A 26,120-nucleotide genomic window follows, 5' to 3' on the forward strand; every position below is an offset into this window, starting at 1 on the left:
GTCACAGCACAGGCCTCTTAAATCAGCAAAGCGCGCATTGTAGCCCGTTTCCAACCTTCGACATCGCGTCACCCGGCGGGCTTGGGTACAATTCGACGCTCAATTTGATCAAGTATCAGGAACGCTTACATGATCGCCTGCCTGCGCCCCATCTCTATTCTCTGCCTTGCCGGCCTGCTCGCCGCCTGCGCCAGCCAGCCCTCATCGACCCTGGGCGAGTTGCCGCGCACGCCGCAAGCCAACATTGAACAGCTGCTGCAACAAGCAGCCGAAAGCCCCATCGAGCAAGCCGCAGCACTACGCTTGTCGGCGGCAGACCTGGCCTATAAGCAGAAGGACTTAGCCCGCGCCAGCAGCATTCTGGAGCAAGTGCAACTGGAAAGCCTGAAGCCCGCCCAGCAGATCTACGCCAGCACCCTGCGCGCAGAGCTGGACATGAGCCGCAACAAACCCAAGGCTGCCCTGCGCGCCCTCAGCCACCCGAGCATGGAACGTCTCGGCGAGCTACCAGTTGAACAACAGGTACGCAGCCAGCTAGTACGCGCGAACGCCCTGCAGGCCACCGGGCAAGTCCTGGCCGCAGCGCGCGAGCGCGCCTATATCGCGCCACTGCTCAGTGGTGCCAGTGCCACAGACAACCAGGAAACCATCTGGGCACTGGTTTCCAGCCTGCCACAAGGCGAACTGCAAGCCAGCGGCGATGCTGACCTCGACGGCTGGCTGGAGCTGGCCCGTGCATCCAAGAGCGCTGGCACCCTGGAGCAGCAGCAAAGCGCTATTGATGCCTGGGTTGCAGCCAATCCGCAGCACCCTGCCGCACAGCAACTGCCGCAGGCGCTGGTCGAGCTGAAAAAGCTGTCCAGCCAACCGCTGACCGAGATCGCCTTGCTGCTGCCACAAGATGGTCAACTGGCCAGCGTGGCTCGCGCTCTGCGCGACGGCTTCCTGGCAGCCCACTATCAAGCGCAGCAAGCCGGGCAGAACCCACCGAACATTCAAATTTTTGACAGCTCGCGCATCGGCTCCATGGACGCTTTCTACACCCAGGCCCAAGCCAGTGGCGTGCAGCTAGTGATCGGTCCGCTGGAGAAAAACCTGGTCAGCCAGCTAAGCAGCCGTGAACAGTTGCCCATCACAACTCTAGCGTTGAATTACAGCGAAGGCAGCCAGGAAGGCCCTGCACAACTGTTCCAATTCGGCCTCGCAGCCGAGGACGAAGCCCGCGAAGTCGCCCGGCGCGCCTGGGCAGACGGCATGCGCCGCGCCGTAGCGCTGGTACCCAACGGTGAATGGGGTGACCGCGTGCTCGCCGCTTTCCGCCAAAGCTGGCAAGCCCAAGGCGGCACCCTGATCGCTGCCGAGCATGTTGATCAGCCGGTCGAACTGGCCCGGCAGATCGCCGACCTGTTCCAACTGCGCGAAAGTGAAGCGCGCAGCAAGCGCCTGGCGAGCACACTGGGCACTTCGGTGGCCGCTGCTCCGTCACGCCGCCGTGATGTCGACTTCATCTTCCTCGCTGCAACACCGCAGCAGGCTCAGCAGATCAAACCGACGCTGGCCTTCCAGTACGCCGGTGATGTGCCGGTGTATGCCACGTCGCACTTGTTTACCGGCACCTACAACCAGGCGCAGTACATCGACCTCAACGGCATCATGTTCTGCGAAACCCCATGGCTACTCAATGTCAACGACCCACTCCGGCAACAAGCCAGTACACAATGGCCTCAAGCAGGCGGTAGCCTCGGTCGCCTGTATGCCATGGGCGCCGACGCCTACCTGCTGGCGCCACGCCTCAATCAGCTAAAAGCCCTGCCCGATACCCGCCTGCAAGGCCTCTCCGGCAATCTGAGCCTGAACCCGAGCCAGCGCATCGAGCGGCAACTGCCCTGGGCCGAGTTCCGTGACGGCCAGGTTCAACCGCTTCCCGACAGCATCAATTGAACGAGCGCATCAGCACGCAACAACGCGGAGACGCTGCCGAGTCACAGGCCCGGCAGTATCTTGAACAACATGGTTTGCGCCTGCTTGCACAGAACTGGCGCTGCCGTGTCGGCGAGCTCGATCTGGTCATGCTCGACGCCGATACAGTAGTATTCGTAGAAGTTCGCTATCGGCGCCATAGCGCCTGGGGCGGCGCAGCCGAGAGCGTGGATGCACGTAAACGTGAGAAACTCAGCCGCGCCGCTCAGCACTTTCTGCAACAAGAAGCACGCTGGGCCAAGTACCCATGCCGTTTTGATGTGATTGCCATAACCGCCGACAGCCAAGCCCCCGCGCAACTGGACTGGATTCAAAACGCCTTTGATACCTGAACAGAAGCCACACTGAAGGTTAGACCCCTAATGGACATGCAAGCCCGTATTCGCCATCTGTTCCAAGCCAGCATTGAAACCAAGCAGCAGGCCATGGAAGTGCTCATCCCCTTCATCGAGCAGGGCAGCCAGGCCATGGTTCAGGCACTGCTGAGCGAAGGCAAGATCCTCTCCTGCGGTAACGGCGGCTCAGCCGGCGATGCCCAGCACTTTTCCTCGGAACTGCTCAACCGCTTCGAGCGTGAACGCCCAAGCCTGCCGGCCATCGCACTGACCACTGACAGCTCGACCATCACCTCGATCGCCAACGATTACAGCTACAACGAGGTGTTCTCCAAGCAGATTCGCGCACTCGGTCAGCCAGGCGACGTGCTGCTGGCAATTTCTACCAGCGGCAACTCTGCAAACGTGATCCAGGCCATCCAAGCCGCTCACGACCGCGAGATGACCGTGGTGGCCCTCACCGGTCGCGATGGCGGCGGCATGGCGTCACTGTTGCTGCCGGAAGACGTGGAAATCCGCGTACCTTCAAAAGTCACCGCACGCATTCAGGAAGTCCACTTGCTGGCCATCCACTGCCTGTGCGACCTGATCGACAGCCAACTGTTTGGGAGTGAAGAATGACCCGCTCACCATTAATCCTCGCCGCTTTGGCGCTGACCCTTGCGCTGGCCGGCTGCGGCAATCGCAGCGTCGGCAACAAGATCGATGACCAGTTTATTCCCTCGGAAGTCAGCTCCAGCGTGGCACGCGCGCACATCGACCTGACCAGCCCGACCTCACACATCATCGTCACCAGCTACAACGGTGTGGTGCTCCTGGCCGGCCAGACACCGCGCAACGAGCTCAAAGGCATGGCTGAGCAAGCTGCTCGCCGAGTCGGCAATGTGAAAAAGGTGCACAACGAACTGCAGGTCCTGCAGCCCACCTCTCTTCTTGTACGCAGCAATGACTCATTGCTGACCAGCCGAATCAAAACCCAAATGCTGGCGGACAGCGCCGTGCCAGGCACACGCATCAAGGTGATCACCGAAAATGGCATCGTCTACATGCTCGGCCTGGTCTCGCAGGCGGAAGCCAGTCATGCCACCAACCTGGTGCAGAGCGTCTCTGGGGTGCAGAAAGTTGTGAAGCTGTTCGAGTACACCAACTGATCGCTCTACAGCCGAACTGAATAGCAGCAATAAAAAAGGCGATCCTCGGATCGCCTTTTTTATATTTACTTAACCACTTTAAGACTGGGCCTGCCGCTGGGGCGTGGCGGCTCATCATCCGGAGGGCTTTGCTCATCCGGATCGTCGATCTCGCCACCCTCAAGCATCGGCGACTCGGCATCAAATACCATGCCCTGACCATTCTCCCGCGCATAAATCGCCAGTACCGCAGCCGCAGGGATATACAGGCTTTGCGGCACGCCGGAAAAACGCCCCTCAAAGCTCACGGCCTCATTATCCATGTGCAAATTGCGCACGGCGGTCGGCGAGACATTCAGGACTATCTGACCATCGCTGGCAAAGCCGGTAGGCACTTGCACACCGGCAAATTCGGCATTGACCAGTAAATGCGGGGTGCAGTCGTTGTCCACGATCCACTCATAGAGGGCACGAACCAGATAAGGACGACTCGACTTCATCACTACCTCCTCGGGTTAACGCATATCACGTTCGACAGGCGACAGACTGACCTGGAACGCTTCACGAGCAAACTGACGATCCATGTAGTCCAGCAAAGGCTTGGCCGGCTTTGGCAACTCTATCCCCAGAATCGGCAAACGCCAAAGAATCGGCAGCAGACAGCAGTCCACCAAACTCAACTCATCACTGAGGAAGTAAGCCTTGTCGGCAAACAGCGGCGACACCCCTGTCAGGCTCTCGCGCAGCTCCTTGCGCGCCAGGGCACGGGCCGGCTCTTTGCTGCGCGAATCGAGGATCAGATCCACTTGCGCGCACCAGTCACGCTGAATGCGATGGATCAACAGACGGCTATTGGCACGCGCAACCGGGTACACCGGCAACAATGGTGGATGCGGGTAGCGCTCATCCAAATATTCCATTACCACTGTCGACTCATACAGTGCCAAATCGCGGTCCACCAAGGTCGGCAGGCTGGCATAAGGGTTAACCTCAAGCAGCTTGGCCGGATAACGACCTTTTTCGACACTGATGATCTCGGCGCTTACACCCTTCTCGGCGAGCACAATACGTACGCGGTGGGAATAGTGGTCGGCGGGGTCGGAGTAACAGGCCAACCGATTGGTCACGCCCATGGCGGTCCTCCTCGCTTATAAAGTTATGTGAAGCAGAAAGACCTGCGCGCCCAAAGGGGCGCGCAGGTCAACAGCGGAGATGCAACGGATTAATGCACGTCCTTCCAGTACTCGCGCTTGAGCAGATAGGCGAATACGAAGAAGAAGGCAAGATACAGCAGCACGTAGGTGCCGATGCGCTGACTTTTCAGTTTGACCGGGTTAGCCGAGTAAGCGAGGAAGGTCACCAAGTTCTGGATCTTCTCGTCGAACTCCTCCGGACTCAACGCACCCGTTTTCGGCTCGATGGTCAGCTGGTCGCAGGCTTCATGAGTAATCGGCGTGCCAGTCAGTGGATCGAACATCTTCTTGCCGTCTTCGACCACTTGAACCTGCTTGCAACCGATGTACTGGCGACCCTGCAGGCCCACGAGCACGTTCGGCATACCGACGTTTGGGAACACCTTGTTGTTAGCACCCAGCGGACGCGCAGGATCTTCATAGAACGTGCGCAGGTAGGTGTACAACCAGTCATTGCCACGCACACGCGCAACCAGAGTCAGATCCGGCGGAGCAGCACCAAACCAAGATTTAGCATCGGCTGGCTTCATCCCGATGTTCATGTGCTCGCCAATCTTCGCGCCGGTAAACACCAGGTTGTTCAGCATGACTTCATGCGGAACGCCCAAGTCGTCTGCAACACGCTCATAGCGCTGGTATTGCGCAGAATGGCAACCCATGCAGTAGTTCGCGAAGGTACGCGCACCATCTTGCATGGCTGCTTTATCGGTCAGGTCGATTTCCACTTTATCCAGTGGATAACCACTACCAGCACCCAGAGCCAGGGCCGGCATTGCAGCAATTACGAGTGCAGCAAATAGCTTTTTCATCAGCCAGTCACCCTTTCCGGAACCGGTTTGGTCTTCTCGAGTTTGGTATAGAACGGCATCAGGATGAAGTACGCGAAGTACAGGAAGGTACAAACCTGCGACAGCAACGTACGGCCTGGTGTCGGCGCCAGTACACCCAGCACACCCAGAATCACGAAAGACACACAGAAGATCAGCAACCAGACCTTGCTCATCCAGCCCTTGTAGCGCATCGATTTAACCGGGCTACGATCCAGCCACGGCAGCACGAACAGCACTGCAATAGCCGCACCCATGGCAATTACACCCAGCAGCTTGTCAGGCACCGCACGCAGAATCGCGTAGAACGGAGTGAAGTACCAAACAGGAGCAATGTGCTCAGGCGTCTTGAATGGGTTAGCGGCTTCGAAGTTCGGCTTCTCGAGGAAATAACCACCCATTTCCGGGAAGAAGAAGATCACGAAGCAGAAGATAAACAGGAACACCACCACACCGACGATGTCTTTCACGGTGTAGTAAGGGTGGAAGGCGATGCCGTCGAGCGGAATGCCGTTCTCGTCTTTATTCTTCTTGATATCAACGCCGTCTGGGTTGTTCGAGCCAACTTCGTGCAACGCCAGAATGTGCAGCACCACCAGACCGAGAATCACAATCGGCAGGGCCACCACGTGCAGGGCGAAGAAGCGGTTCAGCGTGATCCCGGAAATCAGGTAGTCACCGCGAATCCACTGAGTCAGGTCCGCACCGATCACTGGGATGGCACCGAACAGCGAGATGATTACCTGGGCACCCCAGTAGGACATCTGGCCCCACGGCAGCAGGTAGCCCATAAAGGCTTCTGCCATCAGCATCAGGTAGATCAGCATGCCGAAGATCCACACCAGCTCACGCGGTTTCTGATAGGAACCGTAGAGCAGGCCGCGGAACATGTGCAGGTACACCACCACGAAAAACGCTGAAGCTCCGGTGGAGTGCAGGTAGCGCAAGATCCAGCCGTACTCCACGTCACGCATGATGTACTCGACCGAGGCAAATGCCTGTTCAGCCGAAGGCGTGTAACTCATGGTCAGCCAGACGCCTGTAACGATCTGATTAACCAGCACCAGCAGTGCCAGGGAGCCGAAAAAGTAGAAGAAGTTGAAGTTCTTTGGCGCGTAATACTTGGAGAGATGGTCTTCCCACATTTTGGTCGCGGGAAAGCGCGCATCGACCCATTCCATGAATTTGCTCATCATGCTTTCTCCTGATCCACACCGATGATGATCACATCATCCGACTCATACGTGTGCGGCGGCACCGGCAGGTTCATGGGCGCAGGCTGAGCCTTGTACACGCGGCCAGCCAGGTCATAGCGAGAACCGTGGCAGGGGCAGAAGTAACCACCAACCCAGTCAGCACCCAGATCAGCAGGTGCAACTTCCGGACGGAAAGACGGTGCACAACCCAGATGGGTGCACAGACCTACCAGCAACAGCACTTCCGGCTTGATCGAGCGGGTTTTCGGATCGACATAACTTGGCTGCTCAGACGCCTTGGAATCGAAGTCAGCCAGCTGGCCCTCGATTTTCACCAAGTTACTGAGGATTTCCTCGGTACGGCGCACGATAAACACCGGCTGCCCCCGCCATTCAGCAACCATCTGCTGGCCAGGCTCAATTTTGCTGACGTTCACCTTCACGGGTGCTCCGGCAGCTTTAGCCTTGGCGCTTGGGAACCAGGACCCTACGAACGGGACCGCGGCACCCACCGCTCCTGCAGCGCCCACCACAGAGGTGGCCGCTACTAGAAAGCGACGCCGGCCTGCATTCACGCCGTCATTGCTCATTCAGTCGTCTCCCATCAGCTTTATGGCCTGTTGGTCAGGCCTATACTAGGTAAAAATCGAGTCGCGCAAAAAATTTGCCAAATGGTAAAGAAAAGCCCCTCTACTGACAAGGTAATTACCCAGCCAGAGCGGACTCAACCCCTTACAAATCACGGCGTGCACGGATGCGGCATGATGCCGCAGAGCAAATAATCGCCCACAAAAAACGCCCAGCTCCGAAAGGAAACTGGGCGTTTTCGTGAACGCAGGTAGCGAATTAACGCTTGGAGTACTGCGGACGCTTACGCGCTTTACGCAGACCAACCTTCTTACGCTCAACTTCACGGGCGTCGCGAGTCACGAAGCCAGCTTTACGCAGTGCAGGACGCAGAGCTTCGTCGTAGTCCATCAGGGCGCGAGTGATGCCGTGGCGGATTGCGCCAGCCTGACCACTTACACCGCCACCGATTACGGTAACGAAGATATCGAACTTCTCGGTCATCTCAACCAGTTCCAGCGGCTGACGAACTACCATGCGGGCAGTTTCGCGACCGAAGAAACCATCAAGAGTGCGATTGTTGATGGAGATTTTGCCAGTGCCCGCACGCAGGAAAACGCGAGCGGTTGCAGTCTTGCGACGGCCAGTGCCGTAATTTTGAGTCGCCGACATAATGAACTATTCCGTTAAAACTTCAGTTCTTGGGGCTGCTGAGCAGTGTGGGGGTGAGCAGCGCCCGCATACACTTTCAGCTTACGATACATGTCGCGACCCAGCGGGTTCTTCGGCAGCATGCCTTTAACCGCGGTCTCGATCACGCGCTCAGGGGCCTTAGCGATCAGCTTCTCGAAGTTGATCGACTTGATGCCGCCCGGGAAACCGGAGTGGGAGTAGTACATCTTGTCAGTGGTCTTGGCACCGGTAACGCGAATCTGCTCAGCGTTGATGATGACGATGTAGTCACCGGTATCAACGTGCGGAGTGTATTCAGGCTTGTGCTTGCCACGCAGACGGCTTGCAACTTCGGTAGCCAGACGACCCAGGGTCTGACCTGCAGCGTCGACGACAAACCAGTCGCGCTTAACTGTTTCCGGTTTAGCAGTAAAAGTTTTCATTCTTTATAGCCTCAGGGGCCGCCCTGATAAATAAGACGGCGGATCTTACTGAATAGTGCGTACTTTGACAAGTCAAAGGCAGCCGAAAACAGGCGCTATCGGGGGCTCGGGTCAGCGCGTCCGTAATACGGCAAGATTCTTCGGCAGGCGGCGCATCACTTCCACTGCAGAAAGAGGTGCGCAATTATGCAGATTGCGCGGAGAATTTCAACACGATTATGCCGACCCGCTTTTCTCAAGGAGCTAGCAATGGATTACCGTCAACTCGGCCGCACCGATCTCAAGGTCAGCAGCCTGTGCCTGGGCACCATGACCTGGGGCGAACAGAACAGCTCTAGCGAGGGCTTCGCCCAGATCGAACGCGCCAAGGCCTACGGGGTAAATTTCATCGATACCGCCGAGATGTACCCGGTACCGCCACGCGCCGAAACCTACAGCAAGACCGAACAAATCATCGGTGAGTACTTCAAACAGCGTGGCGATCGTGCCGACTGGGTGCTGGCCAGCAAGATCGCCGGCCCTGGCAATGGCATCGGCTATATCCGCGACGGTCAGCTCAAACACAACCGCGCGCATATCGCCCAAGCGCTGGATGCCAGCCTAAAACGCCTGCAAACCGACTGGATCGACCTCTACCAACTGCACTGGCCGGAACGCCCGACCAATTTCTTCGGTCAGCTTGGTTATCGCCACCAGGACAGCGAATACACGCCACTGGAGGAAACTCTCGAAGCGCTGGATGAACAGGTCAAGGCCGGCAAGATCCGGCATATCGGCCTGTCCAATGAAACGCCCTGGGGCACCATGAAGTTCCTGCAGCTGGCCGAACAACGTGGCTGGCCGCGCAGCGTATCGATCCAGAACCCCTACAACCTGCTCAACCGCAGCTTCGAAGTGGGCCTTGCAGAAATCGCCATCCGCGAACAATGCGGCCTGCTGGCCTACTCACCCCTGGCCTTCGGCATGCTCTCCGGCAAATACGCTGAAGGCGCGCGTCCGGCCAATGCGCGAATCAGCCTGTTTAGCCGCTTCACCCGCTACACCAACCCGGAATCGGAAACCGCCTGCGCACGCTATGTCGCCCTGGCGCGTGAGCATGGCCTGGATTCAGCCCAGATGGCCTTGGCCTTTGTCACCGCGCAACCCTTCGTCACCAGCAACATCATCGGCGCGACCAGCCTGGAGCAGCTGGACAGCAACCTGGCCAGCAGCGAACTGACACTCTCTGCCGAGGTACTGGCTGGCATCGAGGCGATTCACAAAGCCCAGCCCAACCCAGCCCCCTGACCAATAGCAACGACATAAAAAAGCCCGGCAATAGCCGGGCTTTTTATTCAACGTTTGATCACAGCGAGCGGGCGATGATCTCTTTCATGATCTCGTTGGTGCCGGCGTAGATGCGCTGCACCCGTGCATCGGCCCAGGCACGCGCCACCGGGTACTCCCACATATAGCCGTAGCCACCGTGCAACTGCACACACTCATCCAGCACCTTGCACTGCAGGTCAGTGCCCCAGTACTTGAGCATGGCGGCGGTCGGCACATCCAGCTTCTTGTTCAGGTGCAATTCCAGGCAGCGATCAACAAACACCCGACCCACCTGAATCTCCGTGGCCATCTCGGCCAATTTGAAGCGGGTATTCTGAAAGTCACCAATTGCCTTGCCGAACGCTTTGCGCTCGCGGGTGTACTCCAGGGTCCACTGCAGCGCCGCCTCGGCCGAGGACAAGGCGCCGACACCGACGGTCAGACGCTCCTGCGGCAGCTCTTGCATTAAATAGGCGAAGCCCATGCCGGCTTGGCCCAGCAGATTATCCTTCGGTACGCGCACATCTTGGAAGAACAGCTCGGAGGTGTCCTGGGCCTTCATGCCGACTTTTTCCAGGCGCTTGCCTTTGGAGAAGCCCGGTGTATTAGCCTCGACCAGGAACAGGCTCGTGCCCTTGGCGCCAGCCTTCGGATCGGTCTTGGCCACCACGATTACCAAATCAGCGAGAAAACCGTTGGTGATAAAGGTCTTCGAGCCGTTGATCACATACTCATCACCATCCAGCACGGCGGTAGTTTTTACGCCTTGCAGGTCGGAGCCGGCACCGGGCTCGGTCATGGCGATGGCAGTGACCATCTCGCCAGACACCAGTTTTGGCAGGTAATGCTGTTTCTGCGCTTCGCTGCCGTAATGCAGGATGTAGGGGGCGACGATGTCCGAATGCAGGGAGAAACCGATACCGGTCAGGCCCAGGCGGCCGACTTCCTCGATCACCACGGTGCTGTAGAGAAAATCCGCGGCCATGCCACCGTACTCTTCCGGGATATGCGAGCAGAGCATTCCCGCCTCCCCCGCCTTGTTCCACAGCGCACGGTCGATATGCCCATCCTTTTCCCATTGATGGTGGAAAGGCACGGCTTCCTGCTCAAGGAACTTGCGCACGCTGTCGCGAAACTGTTCGTGTTCGGAGCTGAAAATCGTTCTAGGGATCATGGCAACACCTGCTTGATAGAGCGGTTTTAAAGTGGCCTCGACTTTAGCCAAGCAAACGCTTGGTCACACTGGACACAAGCGCCAAAAAATAAGACGATCCAGCCAGCTCATGACCACTTAGCCTTAATAAGAACAATATATATGCCGAATCCGTCACCAGCGCCGCTGCACCGTGTCAGCATTCTTGCAACCGAGGGTGTGTTTGCCTCGACCCTGATGCAGGCCAAAGACTTCTTCCACATGGCCAGTCTGCGCTACGGCAAACAGCAGGGCCGAGGCCTGACGCCGACCTTTGAAATCCATCTAGTCAGCCCGGACGGCAAGCCCGTGCGCAGCTTCAGTGATGTGCTGATCCCGGTCGACGGCGCACTGGCAGATGCCGACGTGATTATCCTGCCGGCCTTCTGGGATGACTTCGACGCCCTGTGCCAGCGCCACCCGCAAGTGCTCAGCTGGCTGAAACAGCGCCATGCCGCCGGCAGCGCAATCTGCGGCGAAGCCACCGGGGTGTTCTGGATGGCCCAGGCCGGCCTACTCGACGGTAAGGAAGCGACCACCTATTGGCGCTTCTTCAACGAGTTTGCCGAGCGCTTCCCCAAGGTACTGCTAAACCAGGAAAAGCACCTGTCGGACGCTGACAACCTGTATTGCGCCGGCGGTGTGACCTCCGCCTGTGACCTGTATATCTACCTGATCGAACGTTTCTGCGGCGCCAGCGTGGCCCAGGGTGTGGCCCGCGACATTCTGTATGAAGTGCAACGCAACTACGCCCCCGGCCGCATCGGCTTTGGCGGGCAGAAGCTGCACCACGACATGACCATCCTGCAGATCCAGCAATGGCTGGAAGATCACTTCGCCGACAAGTTCCGCTTCGAAGATGTCGCCCGCGAGCACGGCATGAGCATCCGTAACTTTATGCGCCGTTTCCAAACCGCCACCGGCGACAAGCCGCTGCACTACCTGCAACGCCTGCGTATCGAAACCGCCAAAGGTCTGCTCAGCGCCACCCGCAAAAGCATCAAGACCATCAGCTATGAAGTGGGTTACGACGATGCCAGCTTCTTCGCCCGTTTGTTCCGTCAGCACACGGAACTGTCACCCAACCAGTACCGCCGACAGTTCCAGCACAAGGACAGCCATGCTTAAGATCGGCACAGCAGCAGGCTCAACGCACTGAAAAACCGCGCAACTCATCCTTGGATGGGTGGGGCGCGGGCGGCAGCACTCTATGATCGGCGCATACCTACAACAATCAGGTCATCGCCATGCGCCGCACACTTATCGCCTTACTTGCCGCCTGCAGCTTCAGCGCTGTCGCCGCTGACAACTGGAAACCCTTCCCCTACGACCAAAGCGCCTACGACTACTCAGGCGACAAGTTGCGCCAGGCGTGGCCGCAACTGACTCGCGGCTTCGGCGCCGACTACCCCTTCCCCGACGCCGACTGGGTGGTGACCATGGCCACCACGCACCCTCAGGCGCTGGAAAAAACCGTGCTGGCAAACACCGGCTTCACTGGCAAGCCGGAAGAAGCCGAGGTTTACGCGGCCAAGCTGCAGGATGTCTGGCGGTTGATGTTCCGTGGTGATTTCGCCGAGGCCAAGCAACAGGGCCTAGCCTTGGGTGTTGGCGGGCAGATCCCGGCGATGTTTGCCCAGGTGGTGTATGCCATGTTCCTGGTGCCCGACCAGGCCGAGAAGCACAAGCTGCTGGAAGAGGTGATCACTTACACCGACCAGGCCGGCGAGCTGGTTCAGGCCGATACGGTGGCGCAATTCGGCCGGGTGTACGCCAAGGCGCGCCTGGGCGAAGAGCTGGCGGTGCCTGTAGTGCTCAAGCGCGGCTACACCTCGCAGATCCCCGAAGAGCTGAAAGCCCTGCTGGCTAAACACCCGCAACAGCCATTCGCTCTGGCCCTGTATGGCGGCTATGAGGCTGGAGTGATCCGCAAGGTCGGCAAGATGGTCGGGCGTATGACCTACGGCGTCAGCGCCGACAATATGGAGAAGTATTTCAGCCGCAGCTTCAAAGCCCAGGACAACCTGCCCATCGGCCATTACGAATACGCCAACGCCCTGACCTATGTGTACGGTGACGACGAGCAGGACAAGGCACTGCAACACCTCAAGCGCGCAGTAGCGATCAAGCCGATCAACGCCATGGAAGCCCTGGAAGTGGCTCACGCACAGAAAATGCTCGCCCAATACGAGCAGAAGCTGGCGCAAAACTAAGCCCCACTGAAACGCAAAAAGGCTGCCTGATGGCAGCCTTTTTTGATTTTTGCATCGGCAACTTATTGCTTGGCCCGCTCCAGGGGCTCCAACTGCGCCCACAACGCCTGCGCTTCTTCCGTCAGCATCGAATAGCTGCGGATATCACCGTTACGCTGCGCCTGCATTGCCTCTTCCAACTTGGCACTGTATTGCTTGCGTAGTTTCTTGGCGGGATCGCTTTTAAACAAACCGAACATGCTGTGTGCCTCTGTCGACAAAGAGCCCCGGATAGGTGCCTGTCCAGCTTAATTCAGCCACGCGCCATGGTTGAGACGCAGATGTAACAAGCCGCTAAAAGCATCGTCAGCCAAAGGCGTGATCACGGATTTTCTGCAACGCCAGCGACATCTTCGCGGCGGGCACCCGCTGCAGGTTGCACAGCAGCTCATGGGAAATCTCGGCAATGCCATGGCGCTCGCGCAGCAACGCCGCCATGAAGCAGGTCAGATTGGCCGCCATTTCCGCATCGGCCAGCGCACGGTGCGCCTTGCCAGTATCGGGTAGACCAATCCACTGGTTGAGATTGCCCAGCTTGTGGCTCGGCGCCATCGGTAACAGACGACGCGACAGCAATAAAGAACAGGCAAACGGCTGCACACGTCGACGGCGAATCAGTCCCAGCTCGGCGTCCCAGAACTTCTGGTCGAAACTGGCGTTATGCGCCAGCAACGGACGATCACCGACAAACTCGGCCACTTCCTGCATAACCTGCGCGGCAGGCGGTGCGGTGCGCAACATGGCGTTGCTGATGCCGGTGAGCTGCTCGATAAACGGCGGCACCCAGGCACCGCTGTTCATCAGGCTCTGGTAGCGCGCAACGATCTGCCCACCCTCGACGATTACCACACCGATTTCGGTGGCACGCGCCTGCTGGGCCGGCGACATGCCAGTGGTTTCAAAGTCGAGTACGGCGATGGAGTCGGCAAGCATTGCTCAGTTTCTCAGCAGCAGTGCGCCGTCGATCGGCACGTAGCGACTGGCCGCACGCACCAGCGATTGCGCGGTCAGACCTGGCACGCCATAGGCCACCGCCTCAACGCCATAACTGCCGCGAATCTTATCCAGCAGCAGGTCGAAGTCGCCATCACCGGAGGCCAACACCACTTCATCGACGCGCGGCGCAGCGTCCATGATGTCGATGGTGATGCCGACATCCCAATCACCCTTGGCCGAGCCGTCACTGCGCTGGATAAAGGGTTTGAGTTTTACGGTAAAGCCGAGGTTGCGCAGGATCTGCTGAAACTGCTGCTGCTTCTGATCGCCTCGGTCGATAGCGTAGGCATAAGCTTCGACAATCTGCCCATGCTGGCTGATATCGGCCCACAGCGCGGCGTAGTTGAAATGGCAACCATAGGCCTGGCGCACGGTGTAATAGAGGTTCTGTACATCGGCGAATACGGCGATCTTCTTCACCGGTAATCCTCATGGCAGGGCAATAAGCGCCGGGCAGTATGCCAGAAGCAAGGCACTAGCAAAGCCGGCATAAATTGGAGCGCCTGGGGCAATCGGCTAGAGTGGCGACTCTCAGACTCAACACGCGCCCACCATGAATATGACCTCCGCTCTGCGCGACTCCTGGTATTTCTTCAGCCATAACCTGTTGGCGATTGCCCGCCTGTGCCTGCCGTTGATCGTGCTCGAAGGCTTGTTGCTGCAGCAGGTCACCAGCCTGGTGGATGCCGAATCCGCCACCCTCTGGCGCCTGCTCGCCGGTTTGCTGTTCTACCCGTTATATAGCGCCGCGCTGATTTTATTCCTCGACGCACGCAGCCAAGGCCAGCAGCCGCGCGCTCGCGATCTGCTCGCAGCCAGCCTACGGCTGTGGCCAAGTTTTGCTCTGCTGGCAGGCCTCAATACCTTGGCGATTCTGCTCGGCGCATCGCTGTTCGTGCTACCGGGAATCTGGCTGATGGTCAAACTGGCGTTTGCCGAGTACCTGCTGGTGTTGCGCGGTCTGAGCCCGATGAAGGCGCTGCACGAGAGCTTCCAACTGAGCAGCGGTTACTTCTGGCCTATGCTCGGTTGCATCCTGATTGTCATGCTGCCGCTGTGGCTGCTCGACGGCTGGAGTCACTCCAACGAGGTCTTGGCCGACAACGCCCTAGCGAGCCTGCTGCTCGACTGCGCAAGTCGCTTTTTACAACTATTCTCAAGCGTCGTGCTGTTTCGTCTATTTATGCTGCGCAGCGCCCAGCCCGAAGTCGAGTGAACGCCAGCAACACTCAAGGAGGACAGAGCCATGGCTGACGCCAACCCGAGCATCCTTTCGCATATCTCCATAGGCACCAATCAATTCGACAAGGCCACCGCCTTCTACGATCAGGTGCTCGCCACCCTCGGCTGCAAGCGCGTACTCGCCCACCCCGGCGCTGTCGCCTATGGCCGCGAATACCCGGAGTTCTGGGTGCAGACGCCGATCAACGGCAAACCAGCAAGTATTGGCAATGGCAGCCACTTCGGCTTTGTCGCATCGAACAAGGCCGCCGTGCACGATTTCTACCAGGCAGCCCTGGAAGCTGGCGCCAGCGATGAAGGCGCTCCCGGCCCTCGCGCAGAATATGGCGAGCCCTATTACGGCTGCTTTGTTCGCGATCTGGATGGCCACAAGATCGAAGCAGCGTTCTGGGATCTGGAAATGATCTACGAGGTGTATATCGAGCCACACGAACATTGATGGCTGAGGCTGTTGCAGCTCAAGGCGCGGTGGACTGATAACGCTGCGCCGCCTTGGCGATCCAGCCTTCAGCCTGCATCTGCGCCAGTGCTTCGCTTACCTGCTGATACTGCGCCTGCAAGCCGCGCTGGCGGGAGAAGCCAATGTACAAATCGGTGTGTGCCTCGGGCTGAAACACCGCCTTGGCGATATGGCCATTCCAGCGCGCATCGCGCAATTCATAGTCGACCTGGCAATCAGTGCCGATCACCGTTTGCAAGCGACCACGCACCAGCATTTCCAGTAACTGCCCTTCAGTATTGACCGCGGTTTTGCGCAGTTGCGGATCCGAATCAAACGGTTCGAAGTACGCCGACTCCAGCACATGGCCGATCGTCAGACTGGCCAACTGGCTGTAGCTCTGCAGCGCCTTGGCCTGCGCCGGTGCAGCATAGAAACGCGGCGCACAAGCGTAGTAAGGCTGTGCGAGGTAATGGATATAACCCTCACGCTCAGGGGTTTTCGCCAACCCCGTCATCAAGTCCGCCTTGCCGTTCTGCAGCGCCGCCAAACCGCGCGCCCAGGGCGCGCGCTGGACATCGAAGCGCAACCCGGTGCGCTGAGTAAGCTGCTCGAGCACATCAATGTCTAGCCCCGTTAGCGGGCCATCACCCTCCTGCATACGGAACGGTGGCCAGATATCGGTCATGACCCGCAACGCAGGCGGCTCCTCGGCGTGCAGCGGCGCACCGAGCAACAGCAGTAAAACGGGCCATGCGCGGCGCATCAGGACCGTCCTGCACGCTGCGGCTTCAAGCCAGACAGGCGCGGCAGCAGCACCCGCTCGAACAGCCGCGGGAAGAACCGCGCCAACACCCGCGCGCGCCAGTCGACATTGGACAATACCAGCAGCCGACGACGCTTCAAGGCACCTTGGTAGATAGCCTCAGCGACATCCTGCGGCGAAGCCACCGAGCCCATAGCCAACGGAGGTTGCGCCGCCACCGAGCCGTCACCGACCAAGGCATTTTTGCGCAAATCAGTGGCGGTAAAGCCAGGGCATACCAGCATCACATTGACCCCGGAGCCCTTCAGCTCATAGCGCAGGGTTTCAAAAAGACCATGCAGGGCATGCTTGCTGGAGTTGTAGGCACTGCGATAAAGCAGCGGCGCAAAGCCTGAGAGAGAGCTGAGCACGATGATCTGCCCGCCGCGGGCGATCAAACTGGGCAGAGCGGACTTGGTGCAGTGCAGCGCGCCAAAATAGTTGACCGCCATAATCCGCTGAAACACCGCTAACTCCGTGTCGGCAAAGCTGCTGCGGTGGGTAATGCCGGCATTATTGACCAGTACATCAATGCCGCCAAAACGCTCGACGGTCAGCGCCATCGCCCGCTCAACTGCCGCCGCATCAGCCACATCACAGAGCACGCCCAGGGCCTCAGCATTGTGATGATCGGCCAGGTGCTGCACCAGGCTGTCGAGCGCCTGCTGCTGCAAATCAAAGATCACCAGCCGTGCGCCGGCCTGTGCCAAGCGCATCGCCAGCGCGCGGCCAATACCGGCACAGCCGCCCGTAATCACCACAACTTTACGGTCGAATACCTTGTTGGCGAACACCTTGCGGTACATAACCTGTCTCCAACCCAGTGACTGCAAAGGCGGTTACTACAACCTGTTATGGCTGCCATCGCAACAAGGCGGTATCTGGGTGTGCTTGCAGCCACAGAAGTACAGGGTGGCGTCCTCGTCTGCGTGGAACTTCAACGGGGTGAAACCGCTGCCTTTATGCTTGCCGTCGCAGAACGGCTGTGCGGCGCTGAGCCCGCAGCGGCACCAGAAGTAGTCGTTGCCGGCGGTGACCGCAACCGCATAGGGGCTGCGCTGGGCAATCGTTGGGTGAGTCATGTGACCTCCTGAAGCACCCGAGCAAGGCCCTGCAACATCGGCAGCATCGGCCATCTCCGGTATGCTCCCACAGCATAGTTCACCTGCCGGCGATCCTGTTTATGCCCCTGCCCCGATTCCTGCGCCTTCTCCTGCTCAGCCTGGCTAGCCTGTGCTGCGTGCTGGCGGCACTGATCTACAGCCTGACCTGGCACCCAGCCGCCCGCGAAGCCGCCCCCGTGAGCTGCCAGACCAGCGCGCCGCAACTGCAACCTGGCCAGGCTCTGAAAGTGATGACCTGGAACATCCAATACCTGGCCGGCAAGCGCTATGTGTTCTGGTACGACCTGGTCGGTGGCAATGGCCCCGACCAGCGCCCCAGCGCGCAAGACTTGGCGTTTACCCTGGATGAAGTCGCCCGCATTCTGCGTGACGAACAGCCCGATATCGTCCTGCTGCAAGAACTGCACAACGGGGCCAAAGCCACGGACTATCAGAACCAGCTCGCACTGTTGCACGAGCGTTTAAGCGACCTGTATCCGTGCAGCAGCCATGCCTATTACTGGAAAGCCGCCTTTGTGCCGCACCCGCAGATTCTCGGCAGCGTCGGCATGCAGCTGGGCACCCTCAGCCGCTTCCAGATATCCCACGCCGAACGCCTGCAACTGCCGCTGATGCCCGCCAACCTGATCAGCCGCCAATTCAACCTCAAGCGTGCCTTGCTGGTCAGTCACCTACCCGTGCGTGGCGGTGGCGAACTGGTCGCCATCAACACCCATCTGGATGCCTTCGCCCAAGGCAATGACACCATGCAGCGCCAAGTGGCCATGACCCGCAGCCTGCTCGACCAGCTCCAGGCCGACGGCATACCCTGGGTGATCGGCGGCGACTTCAACCTACTGCCTCCCGGCCAGTACCAGCGCCTGCCTGAGAACCAGCGCAGCTGGTACAGCCCCACCAGTGAGTTGCAGCAACTGGCTGAGCGCTACCCGATGGTGCCGAGCCCGGAGCAGGCCAGCGGCGCCGAACAGACGCGCTGGTACACCCATTACCCCAACGATCCGGCAGTGACTGGCCCGGATCGTACCCTCGACTACCTGTTCCACAGCCCACAGCTGACGCTACTCGACAGCCAGGTACGCCAACACGACAGCTTAGGCATTTCTGACCACCTGCCGGTGCTCGCCCGCCTGCTGCTGCCGACGCTGGACTAAGCTTTTTCAGCAAGCCACTGGACAAAAATGCTTGCAGTTAGCCATGCTCGGGTTGTGTGACATTTTTATAACGAAAAGACGGCAGATAGCCGCAGTACGTACCCATTTGATGCCACGATTTCTCTGCCTCGCGCTGGCTGTAGCCTTGCACTGCAGCGCCAGCCTCGCCGCTTCTGCCGCCGATGATTCGCGACCATTGGTGCACGTGGGATATTACGAGTTTCCACCTTATTCCTACACGGACAGCCAAGGGCGCGCCAAAGGCGCCATATTGCAGTTGAGCAAACGCCTGCTGGAACATGCGGGCTATCGCACCACACTGCGCTCCTACCCCAGCGCACGGCTGTACAACGCTATTCAGGATGGCAGCGTACAGGTCTGGCCGGGCGCACCGGGCAAACTGGAATTGCGCGAGCACACCCTGGAAACCCAAACCCTGTTGGGCGAGATCGTGCTCAACCTGTATTTCCGCCGGGACACCCTGATGCCGCGCCTGCCTGACGACCTCAAGGGTCGCGGCGTGATCATGATCAGTGGTTACACCTACTGGCAGACGGTCAACGAAATGCTCAACGACCCGCAACTGGCCGTAGAGCAACACCGCACCGGCACCCACACCGCCGCATTGGAAATGCTCCAGCGCCGCCGCGGCGACTTCCTTCTCGATTACCAAACCCCGGTGGAGCAGGCGCGCAAACGCCTGGGCATGTCCGAGCTGCCGTATGTGGAGCTGCAGCGCATCCCGCTGAAGCTGATTGTGTCCAATAAAGCCCCCGGCGCCGAAGCCCTGCGCGATGCGCTGGATCGTGCCTATGCCGAGCTTCAGGCGGCCGGCGAAGACCTGCGCCTGCCCTGAGGCCTACTTACGCGGCTTGGCCCGCGCGGTGGGTTCGGCGATCAGCGGATCATCCGGCCAGTAGTGTTTCGGGTACCTGCCCTTGAGATCTTTCTTCACCTCGGCATAGGTGCTGCGCCAGAAGTTGGCCAAGTCCTGAGTCACCTGCACGGGCCGCCGCGCCGGCGACAGCAGGTGCAACTTGACCACCTGGCGGCCACCGGCAATGCGTGGCGTATCGGCCAGACCGAACAGCTCCTGTAAACGCACCGCCAACACCGGCGGCTGCTCGCTGTAATCCAGGCTGATGCGCGAACCAGACGGCACCTGCACGCTGCGTGGCGCCAACTCATCCAGACGCTGCGGCAGCGGCCAGGGCAGCAGATTCAGCAACAGGCTGGGCAAATCCAGATTGGCGAAGTGACTGAGCCGGGTGACGTTATCCAGATAGGGCTGTAGCCAACTCTCCAGCGTCGCCAGCAAGGTGGTATCACTGACATCGGGCCATTCGCTGGTGCCCTTGCTGGCCAGATCCAGCGTGCGCAGCAACGCCACTCGCGCCTGCCACTGGCGTAACTCCGGCGTCCAGGGCAGCAGCGCCAGGCCCTTGCGCCGCACAAGGCCGAGCATGGCGCGACTGCGCTGTTGCGCATCGAGCCCGGTCAACGCCTCGCGTGACAACACCAGCTCACCGACCTTGCGCTGGCGTTCGGCGCGCAGGGCGCCTTCGCGTTCATCCCAATCCAGCACGTCCAGGTTGCTGACCTGCTCAGCCAGCACCCCCTCGAATAGCTTTGGTTCCAGCTCAGCGGCCAGGTAGATACGCTCTTCACGCTGCCCCTGACGACTGCCCAGGTCCGCCACCACCAGCCAGCTGTGTTTCATCAGGCCATCGACTTCGGTAAACAGCGCTGCACGGCCGTTGGCCAAACGGTATTCCGCGCCGCCGTCACGCCGCTGCTGAGCGATGCGATCCGGGTAGGCAAACGCCAGCAACGCGCCCAGCCAGCGCGGATGCTCGGGATCGCTGACTGCCTGCGGGCTGGGCCGGCGCTTGAGGTACCCCTGAAACTGCCGGGCCAGTTGCCGGGCGCGCTGCACCCCGCCCTGACTGCCGCGCGCGCCGCGTGACTCACCCGCCAGCAAGGCCAATCGGCTGTGCAGATCAGCGCCCGCGCCACGCAGAATGTCGCGTTCGCCGAGCAACGCAGCAAGATCGCAGGCCAATGGGCCAAGGCCCAACTCCTGACCGCGCAGCAGCAGATGGGCGATACGTGGATGAGTCGGCAGCTCAGCCATGGCCTGACCGTGAGCGGTCAGTTTGCCTTGAGCATCCACCGCGCCCAGCCGTCCCAACAGCTCCAAAGCCTGGGCATAGGCGGCTGCCGGCGGCGGATCAAGCCAGACCAGTTCGGCCGGCTGCACGCCCCAGCGCACCAATTGCAAGGCCAGGCCGGCAAGGTCGGCCTGGAGCATTTCCGCCGTGCCGTAGGCCGCCAATTGCTCATGCTGCGCCTGCGACCACAGCCGATAACAGACGCCCGGCTGCAAGCGCCCGGCCCGCCCGCTGCGCTGGGTGGCCGAGGCGCGGGAAATGCGCTGGGTGTCCAGGCGGGTCATGCCGCTGTTCGGGTCAAAGCGCGGTACCCGCGCCAGACCGGCATCAATCACTACCCGCACGCCATCGATGGTCAGACTGGTTTCAGCGATGTTGGTCGCCAGCACCACCTTGCGCAGGCCCGTTGGTGAAGGCTCGATGGCAGCGCGCTGGGCGCTAAGATCCAGTTCGCCATGCAGCGGGCAGAGCAGAACATCGCGCCGTCCGGCCAGGGACTCTGCCAGTTGTTCATTGACCCGGCGAATCTCCGCCTGCCCCGGTAGAAACACCAGCAGGCTGCCCGGTTCATCGGCCAGCGCTTGCAGGATGGCTTGTAGCACTTTCGGCTCGACCCACTCGCCCGCCTGCCAGGGCGCGCCCCAGCGGATATCCACGGGGAACATCCGCCCTTCGCTGCGCAGCACCGGCGCATCGCCGAGCAGGCCCGCCAACCGCTCACCTTCCAGGGTTGCCGACATCAGCAGCACCTTGAGCGGCAGTTCGCCGGAGTCCGCACCACGAAACATCGCTCGACCATTCAGGCACAGCGCCAGCGCCAGGTCCGCATCCAGACTGCGCTCATGAAATTCATCGAAGATCACCAGGCCGACGCCTTCCAGCGCAGGGTCGTCCTGCAGCCGCCGCGCCAGAATGCCTTCGGTGACCACTTCGATACGGGTGCGCGGGCCGACCTTGCTGTCCAGGCGGATGCGATAACCGACGGTTTCCCCCACCGCCTCACCCAGCTCGCTGGCCAGTCGCTCGGCCGCAGCGCGCGCTGCCAGCCGACGTGGCTCAAGCATGATGATGGTCTGCCCGTCCAGCCAGGGCTGCTCCAGCAGCGCCAGCGGCACACGGGTGGTCTTGCCGGCACCGGGCGGCGCTTCCAGCACCGCTTCGTCACGCAGGGCAAGGGCCTGACACAGCTCAGGCAGCAGCACATCGATTGGCAGGGAATTCATGCGGGCTCCATTCAAGGCGCGGGATTATAACGGCGAACCTGTAGAGCATTGGCGCTGTCTGAGTGTTAGGTATGGCTGCGCGAAATAGCGCTGGCAGCGCCTGACGCAGCGGCATTGCAATACAGGCATTGGTATAGTTGCGCCACTTTTTCCATGGAGATGTTCAATGCGCACCCAAACCCGCGTTATCGGTGGCCTTATCGTCGCCGCGTTGCTCACCCAACTGACCGCCTGCGGCACCCTGTTCTTCCCGGATCGCCGTGGCCAGATCGAAGGCCGCATCGACCCCATGGTCGCTGGGCTCAACGCTATCGGCATCCTGTTCTATGTGATCCCAGGACTGATCGCCTTTGGTATCGACTTCGCCACCGGCGCGATCTACCTACCGGGCGGCCTGACCTCCCAAGTTGACCCGCAAGACCTGCAGAATGTGGTGGATGCTGACGGCAAGGTCGATCCGATCAAGCTCAAGGCACTGATCGAAGTGCAAACGGGCCACAGCCTGCCGCTTGATGACCCGCGTCTGATTCAGCACAGCGGCAGTGCGGAGCAACTGGCAGCCTATGGCCTGCGCCCAGCAGCCTAAGCCCGGTAACAGCAAGCTCATACTGAAAGCCCGTTTTACGACGGGCTTTTGTTATTTAGCGCTAGCCTTGGCAGAACGTCCCCACTCTGGATAACCCGTGAACATACAGCCGCAACACGCCCGCCTGATGCGCCTGGCGACCTTCGCCGCACTGGCGGCGGCACTTACGCTGGCACTGGCCAAAGCCATTGCCTGGTGGCTCAGCGGCTCGGTCAGCCTGCTGGCGGGGCTGACCGACTCGCTGCTTGATGGCGCCGCTTCGCTGCTCAACCTGATCGCCGTGCACTACGCCCTGCGCCCGGCCGATGAGGATCACCGCTACGGTCACGGTAAGGCCGAAGCCCTGGCTGGCCTGGGCCAGGCGCTGTTTATCGGCGCCAGCGCGATCTTAGTCGGCAGTCACGCCATCGACCGCCTGCTCAATCCCGAACCGATTGGTGCACCGGCCTTGGGCATCGCGGTGATGCTACTGTCACTGGCGGTGACCATCGCCCTGCTGATGTTTCAGAACCATGTGGTGAAATTGACCGGCTCCACCGCGATTCGCGCCGATTCGCTGCACTACCGCTCGGATTTGTTACTCAACAGCAGCATCCTCCTGGCACTGCTGCTGGCCAGTTACGGCTGGCCGCAACTGGACGCCATCTTCGGTATCGGCATTGCCCTGTATATCTTCTGGAGCGCCATCAGCATCGTCCGCGAAGCCGCCACCGTACTGATGGATCAGGAGCTCGACCCGCAGATCAGCGCACAGATGCACAGCCTGGCCTGCGCCGTGCCCGGCGTGCTGGGCGTGCATGACTTGCGCACGCGGCTCTCCGGCACCCACTGGTTTGTGCAGCTGCATGTGGAGCTGCCGGGCGAGTTGAGCCTGCAGCATGCCCACGGCCTGTGCGATCAGGTTGAAGCGGCGATCCGCAGCGAGTTCCCCCGCGCCGAGGTACTGGTACACGCCGACCCAAGCAATGTGGCACCGCCAGCAACGGCCTCTTGAAGGTAGCGAGCAGGTAACAGGAGTCGCCTGACACCATGTTTAGCGGCGCGCAGCCGAAGACAGCGGGCACAAAAAAGGGGAAGGCCTGCAGGCCTTCCCCTTTTTTGCGTGTCCGTCATTGTGGCGATGGTAACGCCTTTTCTTCGCCTACCTGGTTGGGCAGTGCGAACCCGGGTGCCGTGACGATCCGGTTGGATCGGCGGCGACCGCTCACCTGATTGGGCGAGGCGGCTGGACGTGTCGTCCGGGCCTTGAAGTTGAGGTAAAGCTTACGCCTGCCGACGTAGTGAAAGATTGCGAACATTGCTGAAATACCCACCACTTGCGCAATTAATAACCACAAGCGCATCATTCTGCACAACCTAATAACGAAAGCAGGATAGAGATGAACAGACTTGATCGTTACGACCTGAATATCCTCGCTGAATTGCAGCGCGACGCCACCCTGTCCAACCAAGACCTGGCCGAACGCATCGGCCTGTCGCCCTCCCCTTGCTCGCGGCGGGTCAAACAGCTCGAAGACGATGGTTATATCCTCGGTCAGGTCGCCCTGCTCGACCGTAAACAGCTCGGCCTGACGCTGACCGCCTACGTGCTGATCGGCATGGACAAGCACACCCCGGAACGCTTTGAGCATTTTCAGGAAGAAATCCGCAAATGCCCGCAAGTGCTGGAATGCTGCCTGGTGACAGGGATGGACGCGGACTATCAGCTCAAGGTGGTGGTACCGGATATGGATCATTACCAGAAACTGCTGCTGGGTACCCTGACCCGCATCGAGGGCGTTTCCAGCGTGCGCTCCAGCTTTGTGCTGCAACAGATTCTCTCCAGTACTCAGCTGCCGTTACAGCACCTGCGCGGCTGATCGCCGCACCTTGGCAGTGGTCGGCTGGCAGAGCCGCCGATGGTGCGTATAATCGCGGCCTCTGTGCGATGGCCTTCCTTTCATGCGCCTCGCATAGCGCTGGTCGGCACCCAGCCGAGCACCTGCAGGTTCACGAGGCCCGAATGGAAACCGAACAGTTCGAATCCCTGATGATGTACGCCCTGGTCGGCGGGCTGATGGTTTTTATGTTCTTCATCATCTGGGACCTGGCAAAAACCTCCAAAGCCGGCCGTTTGGGCACCGCCATCCTGTTCCTCGGCCTGGGCCTGTGCCTGTTTGCCTTCCTGGCCAAACCGGTCATCACCTACATCATCGAAGCAAGTCGCGGCATCCACGGCTAGAAAGCTGCCCCGCGCCGACCACTGCACACCAAGCCGCAGCAAACTGCTCTAGAATGCGCCTTTCCGCCTTCCTCCAGGAGCATTCATGTCCCCTTCCGACCGGGTGATGCAGAGCTATGGCCGCTGCTGCGCCAGCCCTGATTTTTTCGACAGCTTTTACCGGCATTTCCTCGCCAGCTCACCCGAGGTGCGCGAGAAGTTTGCCAATACCGAGATGAACGGACAAAAGCTCCTTCTGCGTCAGGGCATTCTCAATCTGGTGATGCATGCGCGCGGCATGCCTGATACCAAGCTGCGCGCCCTGGGCTGCAGCCACTCCCGCGCCGCCATGGACATCCGCCCAGAGCTGTATGTGCTGTGGCAGCAAGCGTTGCTACAAACCATCGGCGAGCATGATCAGCAGTACTGCAACGAAACCCGCAACGCCTGGAATGAGGTGCTGGATAAAGGCATCGCCGTTATCAAAGCTGGTTACTGATCAATCCAGCCGGGCCGGCACTTCGCGCCACTGCCCCGGCTGCAAATCATCCAGGCTGAACGGGCCGATACGCACGCGCACCAGGCGCAGCGTTGGCAGCCCAACAGCGGCGGTCATACGGCGTACCTGACGGTTGCGCCCCTCGCGAATCACCAGCTCCAGCCAGGCCGTCGGGATGCTTTTGCGAAAGCGCACCGGCGGGTTGCGCTCCCACAGCTGCGGCTCATCCAGTAACCGAGCTTCGGCTGGCAGGGTTGGGCCGTCATTCAACTGCACGCCGTCACGCAGCTGCTGCAATTGCACGCCGTTCGGTTCGCCCTCCACCTGCACCCAATAGGTTTTCGCCAGCTTGTGCTTGGGATCGGCGATGCGGGCCTGCAGGCCGCCGTCATTGGTCAACAGCAACAGACCTTCGCTATCACGGTCCAGCCGACCGGCCGGATAGACGCCGGGCACATCGACAAAATCCTTGAGGGTGGCGCGGCCCTGGTCGTCATTGAACTGGGTCAGCACGTCGAAGGGTTTGTTCAGCACCAGCAAACGCGGCTCGGCGGGCGGTGCCTTGGCCACGCGGCGCACGGCAGGTTTG

Annotated in this window: 32 protein-coding genes; 16 read left to right on the forward strand and 16 right to left on the reverse strand. The window is 60.1% G+C overall.

Annotated elements, in window-relative coordinates:
* Nucleotides 1-129: 129 nt before the first annotated feature.
* Genes ALTER154_RS04755 through ALTER154_RS04770 form a run of 4 tightly spaced genes read left to right on the forward strand, consistent with a single transcriptional unit; the run spans nucleotide 130 to nucleotide 3,466 of the window.
* On the forward strand, nucleotides 130-1,941 hold the full coding sequence (locus ALTER154_RS04755; RefSeq protein ID WP_160085464.1) for a penicillin-binding protein activator: 1,812 nt from the start codon (nucleotides 130-132) through the stop codon (nucleotides 1,939-1,941).
* Complete coding sequence (locus tag ALTER154_RS04760; protein ID WP_256665554.1) at nucleotides 1,938-2,312, forward strand: YraN family protein; 375 nt, start codon at nucleotides 1,938-1,940, stop codon at nucleotides 2,310-2,312. Before ALTER154_RS04755 ends, ALTER154_RS04760 begins: the two co-directional genes overlap by 4 nt.
* 30 nt (nucleotides 2,313-2,342) lie before the next feature.
* The gene (locus tag ALTER154_RS04765) at nucleotides 2,343-2,936 is read left to right on the forward strand and encodes a phosphoheptose isomerase (protein ID WP_090249136.1); all 594 of its coding nucleotides are present in this window, start codon (nucleotides 2,343-2,345) and stop codon (nucleotides 2,934-2,936) included.
* Nucleotides 2,933-3,466 (forward strand): BON domain-containing protein, encoded by a 534-nt coding sequence (locus tag ALTER154_RS04770; protein WP_160085465.1) that lies wholly within the window; start codon nucleotides 2,933-2,935, stop codon nucleotides 3,464-3,466. The genes ALTER154_RS04765 and ALTER154_RS04770 overlap by 4 nt, the downstream gene beginning before the upstream one ends.
* Nucleotides 3,467-3,531: 65 nt before the next feature.
* On the opposite strand, the gene ALTER154_RS04775 is transcribed toward ALTER154_RS04770, so the two are convergent.
* The 7 genes from ALTER154_RS04775 to rplM form a co-directional block, all read right to left on the reverse strand.
* Nucleotides 3,532-3,945: a ClpXP protease specificity-enhancing factor gene (locus ALTER154_RS04775; protein ID WP_160085466.1), complete on the reverse strand. Its 414-nt coding sequence runs from the start codon at nucleotides 3,943-3,945 to the stop codon at nucleotides 3,532-3,534.
* Between the two features lie 15 nt (nucleotides 3,946-3,960).
* The gene (locus ALTER154_RS04780) at nucleotides 3,961-4,578 is read right to left on the reverse strand and encodes a glutathione S-transferase N-terminal domain-containing protein (protein ID WP_160085467.1); all 618 of its coding nucleotides are present in this window, start codon (nucleotides 4,576-4,578) and stop codon (nucleotides 3,961-3,963) included.
* 89 nt (nucleotides 4,579-4,667) lie between these two features.
* Nucleotides 4,668-5,447, reverse strand: a complete 780-nt coding sequence (locus ALTER154_RS04785) for a cytochrome c1 (RefSeq protein WP_160085468.1) — start codon at nucleotides 5,445-5,447, stop codon at nucleotides 4,668-4,670.
* Nucleotides 5,447-6,658, reverse strand: coding sequence for a cytochrome bc complex cytochrome b subunit (locus ALTER154_RS04790; protein WP_160090018.1), 1,212 nt, complete (start codon nucleotides 6,656-6,658; stop codon nucleotides 5,447-5,449). The genes ALTER154_RS04785 and ALTER154_RS04790 overlap by 1 nt, the downstream gene beginning before the upstream one ends.
* Nucleotides 6,658-7,251 (reverse strand): ubiquinol-cytochrome c reductase iron-sulfur subunit, encoded by a 594-nt coding sequence (gene petA, locus ALTER154_RS04795; RefSeq protein ID WP_160085469.1) that lies wholly within the window; start codon nucleotides 7,249-7,251, stop codon nucleotides 6,658-6,660. The genes ALTER154_RS04790 and petA overlap by 1 nt, the downstream gene beginning before the upstream one ends.
* A gap of 256 nt (nucleotides 7,252-7,507) precedes the next feature.
* Nucleotides 7,508-7,900, reverse strand: coding sequence for a 30S ribosomal protein S9 (rpsI, locus tag ALTER154_RS04800; protein WP_090249150.1), 393 nt, complete (start codon nucleotides 7,898-7,900; stop codon nucleotides 7,508-7,510).
* A 14-nt stretch (nucleotides 7,901-7,914) separates the two neighbouring features.
* The gene (rplM, locus tag ALTER154_RS04805) at nucleotides 7,915-8,343 is read right to left on the reverse strand and encodes a 50S ribosomal protein L13 (RefSeq protein WP_090249152.1); all 429 of its coding nucleotides are present in this window, start codon (nucleotides 8,341-8,343) and stop codon (nucleotides 7,915-7,917) included.
* A 249-nt stretch (nucleotides 8,344-8,592) separates the two neighbouring features.
* Between rplM and ALTER154_RS04810 the strand changes: the two genes are divergently transcribed.
* The gene (locus ALTER154_RS04810; protein WP_160085470.1) at nucleotides 8,593-9,630 is read left to right on the forward strand and encodes an NADP(H)-dependent aldo-keto reductase; all 1,038 of its coding nucleotides are present in this window, start codon (nucleotides 8,593-8,595) and stop codon (nucleotides 9,628-9,630) included.
* A 58-nt stretch (nucleotides 9,631-9,688) separates the two neighbouring features.
* Here the strand turns inward: ALTER154_RS04810 and ALTER154_RS04815 are convergent, their stop codons facing one another.
* Nucleotides 9,689-10,825, reverse strand: coding sequence for an acyl-CoA dehydrogenase family protein (locus tag ALTER154_RS04815; RefSeq protein WP_160085471.1), 1,137 nt, complete (start codon nucleotides 10,823-10,825; stop codon nucleotides 9,689-9,691).
* A gap of 240 nt (nucleotides 10,826-11,065) precedes the next feature.
* Between ALTER154_RS04815 and ALTER154_RS04820 the strand changes: the two genes are divergently transcribed.
* Together ALTER154_RS04820 and ALTER154_RS04825 are read left to right on the forward strand one after the other, a co-directional pair.
* Entirely contained in the window at nucleotides 11,066-11,971 is a 906-nt protein-coding gene (locus ALTER154_RS04820; RefSeq protein ID WP_167144274.1) for a GlxA family transcriptional regulator, read from the forward strand.
* Between the two features lie 119 nt (nucleotides 11,972-12,090).
* Nucleotides 12,091-13,056: a hypothetical protein gene (locus tag ALTER154_RS04825; protein ID WP_160085472.1), complete on the forward strand. Its 966-nt coding sequence runs from the start codon at nucleotides 12,091-12,093 to the stop codon at nucleotides 13,054-13,056.
* A gap of 62 nt (nucleotides 13,057-13,118) precedes the next feature.
* Here ALTER154_RS04825 and ALTER154_RS04830 read toward each other — a convergent pair whose 3' ends face one another.
* From ALTER154_RS04830 to ALTER154_RS04840, 3 genes are all read right to left on the reverse strand, one after another.
* Entirely contained in the window at nucleotides 13,119-13,295 is a 177-nt protein-coding gene (locus ALTER154_RS04830; protein ID WP_143003799.1) for a DUF6435 family protein, read from the reverse strand.
* A 106-nt stretch (nucleotides 13,296-13,401) separates the two neighbouring features.
* Entirely contained in the window at nucleotides 13,402-14,028 is a 627-nt protein-coding gene (locus tag ALTER154_RS04835; protein ID WP_160085473.1) for a PolC-type DNA polymerase III, read from the reverse strand.
* A 3-nt stretch (nucleotides 14,029-14,031) separates the two neighbouring features.
* Complete coding sequence (locus ALTER154_RS04840) at nucleotides 14,032-14,511, reverse strand: NYN domain-containing protein (RefSeq protein WP_108489414.1); 480 nt, start codon at nucleotides 14,509-14,511, stop codon at nucleotides 14,032-14,034.
* 133 nt (nucleotides 14,512-14,644) lie between these two features.
* Between ALTER154_RS04840 and ALTER154_RS04845 the strand changes: the two genes are divergently transcribed.
* Nucleotides 14,645-15,307 (forward strand): YciC family protein, encoded by a 663-nt coding sequence (locus tag ALTER154_RS04845; protein WP_160085474.1) that lies wholly within the window; start codon nucleotides 14,645-14,647, stop codon nucleotides 15,305-15,307.
* A 30-nt stretch (nucleotides 15,308-15,337) separates the two neighbouring features.
* Nucleotides 15,338-15,772, forward strand: coding sequence for a VOC family protein (locus tag ALTER154_RS04850; RefSeq protein WP_090249171.1), 435 nt, complete (start codon nucleotides 15,338-15,340; stop codon nucleotides 15,770-15,772).
* Between the two features lie 19 nt (nucleotides 15,773-15,791).
* On the opposite strand, the gene ALTER154_RS04855 is transcribed toward ALTER154_RS04850, so the two are convergent.
* Genes ALTER154_RS04855 through ALTER154_RS04865 form a run of 3 tightly spaced genes read right to left on the reverse strand, consistent with a single transcriptional unit; the run spans nucleotide 15,792 to nucleotide 17,659 of the window.
* The gene (locus tag ALTER154_RS04855; RefSeq protein WP_160085475.1) at nucleotides 15,792-16,538 is read right to left on the reverse strand and encodes an ABC transporter substrate-binding protein; all 747 of its coding nucleotides are present in this window, start codon (nucleotides 16,536-16,538) and stop codon (nucleotides 15,792-15,794) included.
* Nucleotides 16,538-17,383, reverse strand: a complete 846-nt coding sequence (locus ALTER154_RS04860) for an SDR family oxidoreductase (RefSeq protein WP_160085476.1) — start codon at nucleotides 17,381-17,383, stop codon at nucleotides 16,538-16,540. Before ALTER154_RS04860 ends, ALTER154_RS04855 begins: the two co-directional genes overlap by 1 nt.
* Nucleotides 17,384-17,419: 36 nt before the next feature.
* The gene (locus tag ALTER154_RS04865; RefSeq protein ID WP_090249176.1) at nucleotides 17,420-17,659 is read right to left on the reverse strand and encodes a CDGSH iron-sulfur domain-containing protein; all 240 of its coding nucleotides are present in this window, start codon (nucleotides 17,657-17,659) and stop codon (nucleotides 17,420-17,422) included.
* Nucleotides 17,660-17,760: 101 nt separating this feature from the next.
* Here ALTER154_RS04865 and ALTER154_RS04870 point away from each other — a divergent pair, with 101 nt between their 5' ends.
* Both ALTER154_RS04870 and ALTER154_RS04875 read left to right on the forward strand, forming a co-directional pair.
* The gene (locus ALTER154_RS04870; RefSeq protein WP_160085477.1) at nucleotides 17,761-18,852 is read left to right on the forward strand and encodes an endonuclease/exonuclease/phosphatase family protein; all 1,092 of its coding nucleotides are present in this window, start codon (nucleotides 17,761-17,763) and stop codon (nucleotides 18,850-18,852) included.
* Nucleotides 18,853-18,961: 109 nt separating this feature from the next.
* Complete coding sequence (locus ALTER154_RS04875; protein ID WP_090249180.1) at nucleotides 18,962-19,708, forward strand: ABC transporter substrate-binding protein; 747 nt, start codon at nucleotides 18,962-18,964, stop codon at nucleotides 19,706-19,708.
* Between the two features lie 3 nt (nucleotides 19,709-19,711).
* Here ALTER154_RS04875 and hrpB read toward each other — a convergent pair whose 3' ends face one another.
* Complete coding sequence (gene hrpB / locus ALTER154_RS04880; RefSeq protein WP_160085478.1) at nucleotides 19,712-22,246, reverse strand: ATP-dependent helicase HrpB; 2,535 nt, start codon at nucleotides 22,244-22,246, stop codon at nucleotides 19,712-19,714.
* Between the two features lie 166 nt (nucleotides 22,247-22,412).
* Between hrpB and ALTER154_RS04885 the strand changes: the two genes are divergently transcribed.
* The 5 genes from ALTER154_RS04885 to ALTER154_RS04905 all read left to right on the forward strand — a co-directional run bounded on the left by ALTER154_RS04885 (nucleotide 22,413) and on the right by ALTER154_RS04905 (nucleotide 25,531).
* Nucleotides 22,413-22,832 carry a polyribonucleotide nucleotidyltransferase gene (locus tag ALTER154_RS04885; protein WP_090249184.1) on the forward strand — a complete coding sequence of 140 codons (420 nt, stop codon included), beginning with the start codon at nucleotides 22,413-22,415 and terminating at the stop codon, nucleotides 22,830-22,832.
* 127 nt (nucleotides 22,833-22,959) lie between these two features.
* On the forward strand, nucleotides 22,960-23,826 hold the full coding sequence (locus ALTER154_RS04890) for a cation diffusion facilitator family transporter (RefSeq protein ID WP_160090019.1): 867 nt from the start codon (nucleotides 22,960-22,962) through the stop codon (nucleotides 23,824-23,826).
* Nucleotides 23,827-24,211: 385 nt separating this feature from the next.
* Entirely contained in the window at nucleotides 24,212-24,691 is a 480-nt protein-coding gene (locus tag ALTER154_RS04895; protein ID WP_090249188.1) for an Lrp/AsnC family transcriptional regulator, read from the forward strand.
* A gap of 143 nt (nucleotides 24,692-24,834) precedes the next feature.
* The gene (locus ALTER154_RS04900; protein WP_090249191.1) at nucleotides 24,835-25,053 is read left to right on the forward strand and encodes a DUF2788 domain-containing protein; all 219 of its coding nucleotides are present in this window, start codon (nucleotides 24,835-24,837) and stop codon (nucleotides 25,051-25,053) included.
* Between the two features lie 85 nt (nucleotides 25,054-25,138).
* Nucleotides 25,139-25,531, forward strand: a complete 393-nt coding sequence (locus ALTER154_RS04905; protein WP_160085479.1) for a globin — start codon at nucleotides 25,139-25,141, stop codon at nucleotides 25,529-25,531.
* On the opposite strand, the gene ALTER154_RS04910 is transcribed toward ALTER154_RS04905, so the two are convergent.
* The gene (locus ALTER154_RS04910) at nucleotides 25,532-26,101 is read right to left on the reverse strand and encodes a pseudouridine synthase (protein WP_178126359.1); all 570 of its coding nucleotides are present in this window, start codon (nucleotides 26,099-26,101) and stop codon (nucleotides 25,532-25,534) included.
* Nucleotides 26,102-26,120: the final 19 nt, after the last annotated feature.

The organism is Pseudomonas sp. 9AZ, assembly GCF_902506525.1.
GTDB classification, from domain to species: Bacteria; Pseudomonadota; Gammaproteobacteria; order Pseudomonadales; family Pseudomonadaceae; genus Aquipseudomonas; species Aquipseudomonas peli.

Excerpts from the sequence above, each read along its gene's own strand:
- ALTER154_RS04755 (WP_160085464.1), top strand. The coding sequence starts at position 130 with ATGATCGCCTGCCTGCGCCCCATCTCTATTCTCTGCCTTGCCGGCCTG.
- ALTER154_RS04765 (WP_090249136.1), top strand. The coding sequence starts at position 2,343 with ATGGACATGCAAGCCCGTATTCGCCATCTGTTCCAAGCCAGCATTGAA.
- ALTER154_RS04770 (WP_160085465.1), top strand. The coding sequence starts at position 2,933 with ATGACCCGCTCACCATTAATCCTCGCCGCTTTGGCGCTGACCCTTGCG.
- ALTER154_RS04775 (WP_160085466.1), bottom strand. The coding sequence starts at position 3,945 with ATGAAGTCGAGTCGTCCTTATCTGGTTCGTGCCCTCTATGAGTGGATC.
- ALTER154_RS04780 (WP_160085467.1), bottom strand. The coding sequence starts at position 4,578 with ATGGGCGTGACCAATCGGTTGGCCTGTTACTCCGACCCCGCCGACCAC.
- ALTER154_RS04785 (WP_160085468.1), bottom strand. The coding sequence starts at position 5,447 with ATGAAAAAGCTATTTGCTGCACTCGTAATTGCTGCAATGCCGGCCCTG.
- ALTER154_RS04790 (WP_160090018.1), bottom strand. The coding sequence starts at position 6,658 with ATGAGCAAATTCATGGAATGGGTCGATGCGCGCTTTCCCGCGACCAAA.
- petA (WP_160085469.1), bottom strand. The coding sequence starts at position 7,251 with ATGAGCAATGACGGCGTGAATGCAGGCCGGCGTCGCTTTCTAGTAGCG.
- rpsI (WP_090249150.1), bottom strand. The coding sequence starts at position 7,900 with ATGTCGGCGACTCAAAATTACGGCACTGGCCGTCGCAAGACTGCAACC.
- rplM (WP_090249152.1), bottom strand. The coding sequence starts at position 8,343 with ATGAAAACTTTTACTGCTAAACCGGAAACAGTTAAGCGCGACTGGTTT.
- ALTER154_RS04810 (WP_160085470.1), top strand. The coding sequence starts at position 8,593 with ATGGATTACCGTCAACTCGGCCGCACCGATCTCAAGGTCAGCAGCCTG.
- ALTER154_RS04815 (WP_160085471.1), bottom strand. The coding sequence starts at position 10,825 with ATGATCCCTAGAACGATTTTCAGCTCCGAACACGAACAGTTTCGCGAC.
- ALTER154_RS04820 (WP_167144274.1), top strand. The coding sequence starts at position 11,066 with ATGGCCAGTCTGCGCTACGGCAAACAGCAGGGCCGAGGCCTGACGCCG.
- ALTER154_RS04825 (WP_160085472.1), top strand. The coding sequence starts at position 12,091 with ATGCGCCGCACACTTATCGCCTTACTTGCCGCCTGCAGCTTCAGCGCT.
- ALTER154_RS04830 (WP_143003799.1), bottom strand. The coding sequence starts at position 13,295 with ATGTTCGGTTTGTTTAAAAGCGATCCCGCCAAGAAACTACGCAAGCAA.
- ALTER154_RS04835 (WP_160085473.1), bottom strand. The coding sequence starts at position 14,028 with ATGCTTGCCGACTCCATCGCCGTACTCGACTTTGAAACCACTGGCATG.
- ALTER154_RS04845 (WP_160085474.1), top strand. The coding sequence starts at position 14,645 with ATGAATATGACCTCCGCTCTGCGCGACTCCTGGTATTTCTTCAGCCAT.
- ALTER154_RS04850 (WP_090249171.1), top strand. The coding sequence starts at position 15,338 with ATGGCTGACGCCAACCCGAGCATCCTTTCGCATATCTCCATAGGCACC.
- ALTER154_RS04855 (WP_160085475.1), bottom strand. The coding sequence starts at position 16,538 with ATGCGCCGCGCATGGCCCGTTTTACTGCTGTTGCTCGGTGCGCCGCTG.
- ALTER154_RS04860 (WP_160085476.1), bottom strand. The coding sequence starts at position 17,383 with ATGTACCGCAAGGTGTTCGCCAACAAGGTATTCGACCGTAAAGTTGTG.
- ALTER154_RS04865 (WP_090249176.1), bottom strand. The coding sequence starts at position 17,659 with ATGACTCACCCAACGATTGCCCAGCGCAGCCCCTATGCGGTTGCGGTC.
- ALTER154_RS04870 (WP_160085477.1), top strand. The coding sequence starts at position 17,761 with ATGCCCCTGCCCCGATTCCTGCGCCTTCTCCTGCTCAGCCTGGCTAGC.
- ALTER154_RS04875 (WP_090249180.1), top strand. The coding sequence starts at position 18,962 with ATGCCACGATTTCTCTGCCTCGCGCTGGCTGTAGCCTTGCACTGCAGC.
- hrpB (WP_160085478.1), bottom strand. The coding sequence starts at position 22,246 with ATGAATTCCCTGCCAATCGATGTGCTGCTGCCTGAGCTGTGTCAGGCC.
- ALTER154_RS04885 (WP_090249184.1), top strand. The coding sequence starts at position 22,413 with ATGCGCACCCAAACCCGCGTTATCGGTGGCCTTATCGTCGCCGCGTTG.
- ALTER154_RS04890 (WP_160090019.1), top strand. The coding sequence starts at position 22,960 with ATGCGCCTGGCGACCTTCGCCGCACTGGCGGCGGCACTTACGCTGGCA.
- ALTER154_RS04895 (WP_090249188.1), top strand. The coding sequence starts at position 24,212 with ATGAACAGACTTGATCGTTACGACCTGAATATCCTCGCTGAATTGCAG.
- ALTER154_RS04900 (WP_090249191.1), top strand. The coding sequence starts at position 24,835 with ATGGAAACCGAACAGTTCGAATCCCTGATGATGTACGCCCTGGTCGGC.
- ALTER154_RS04905 (WP_160085479.1), top strand. The coding sequence starts at position 25,139 with ATGTCCCCTTCCGACCGGGTGATGCAGAGCTATGGCCGCTGCTGCGCC.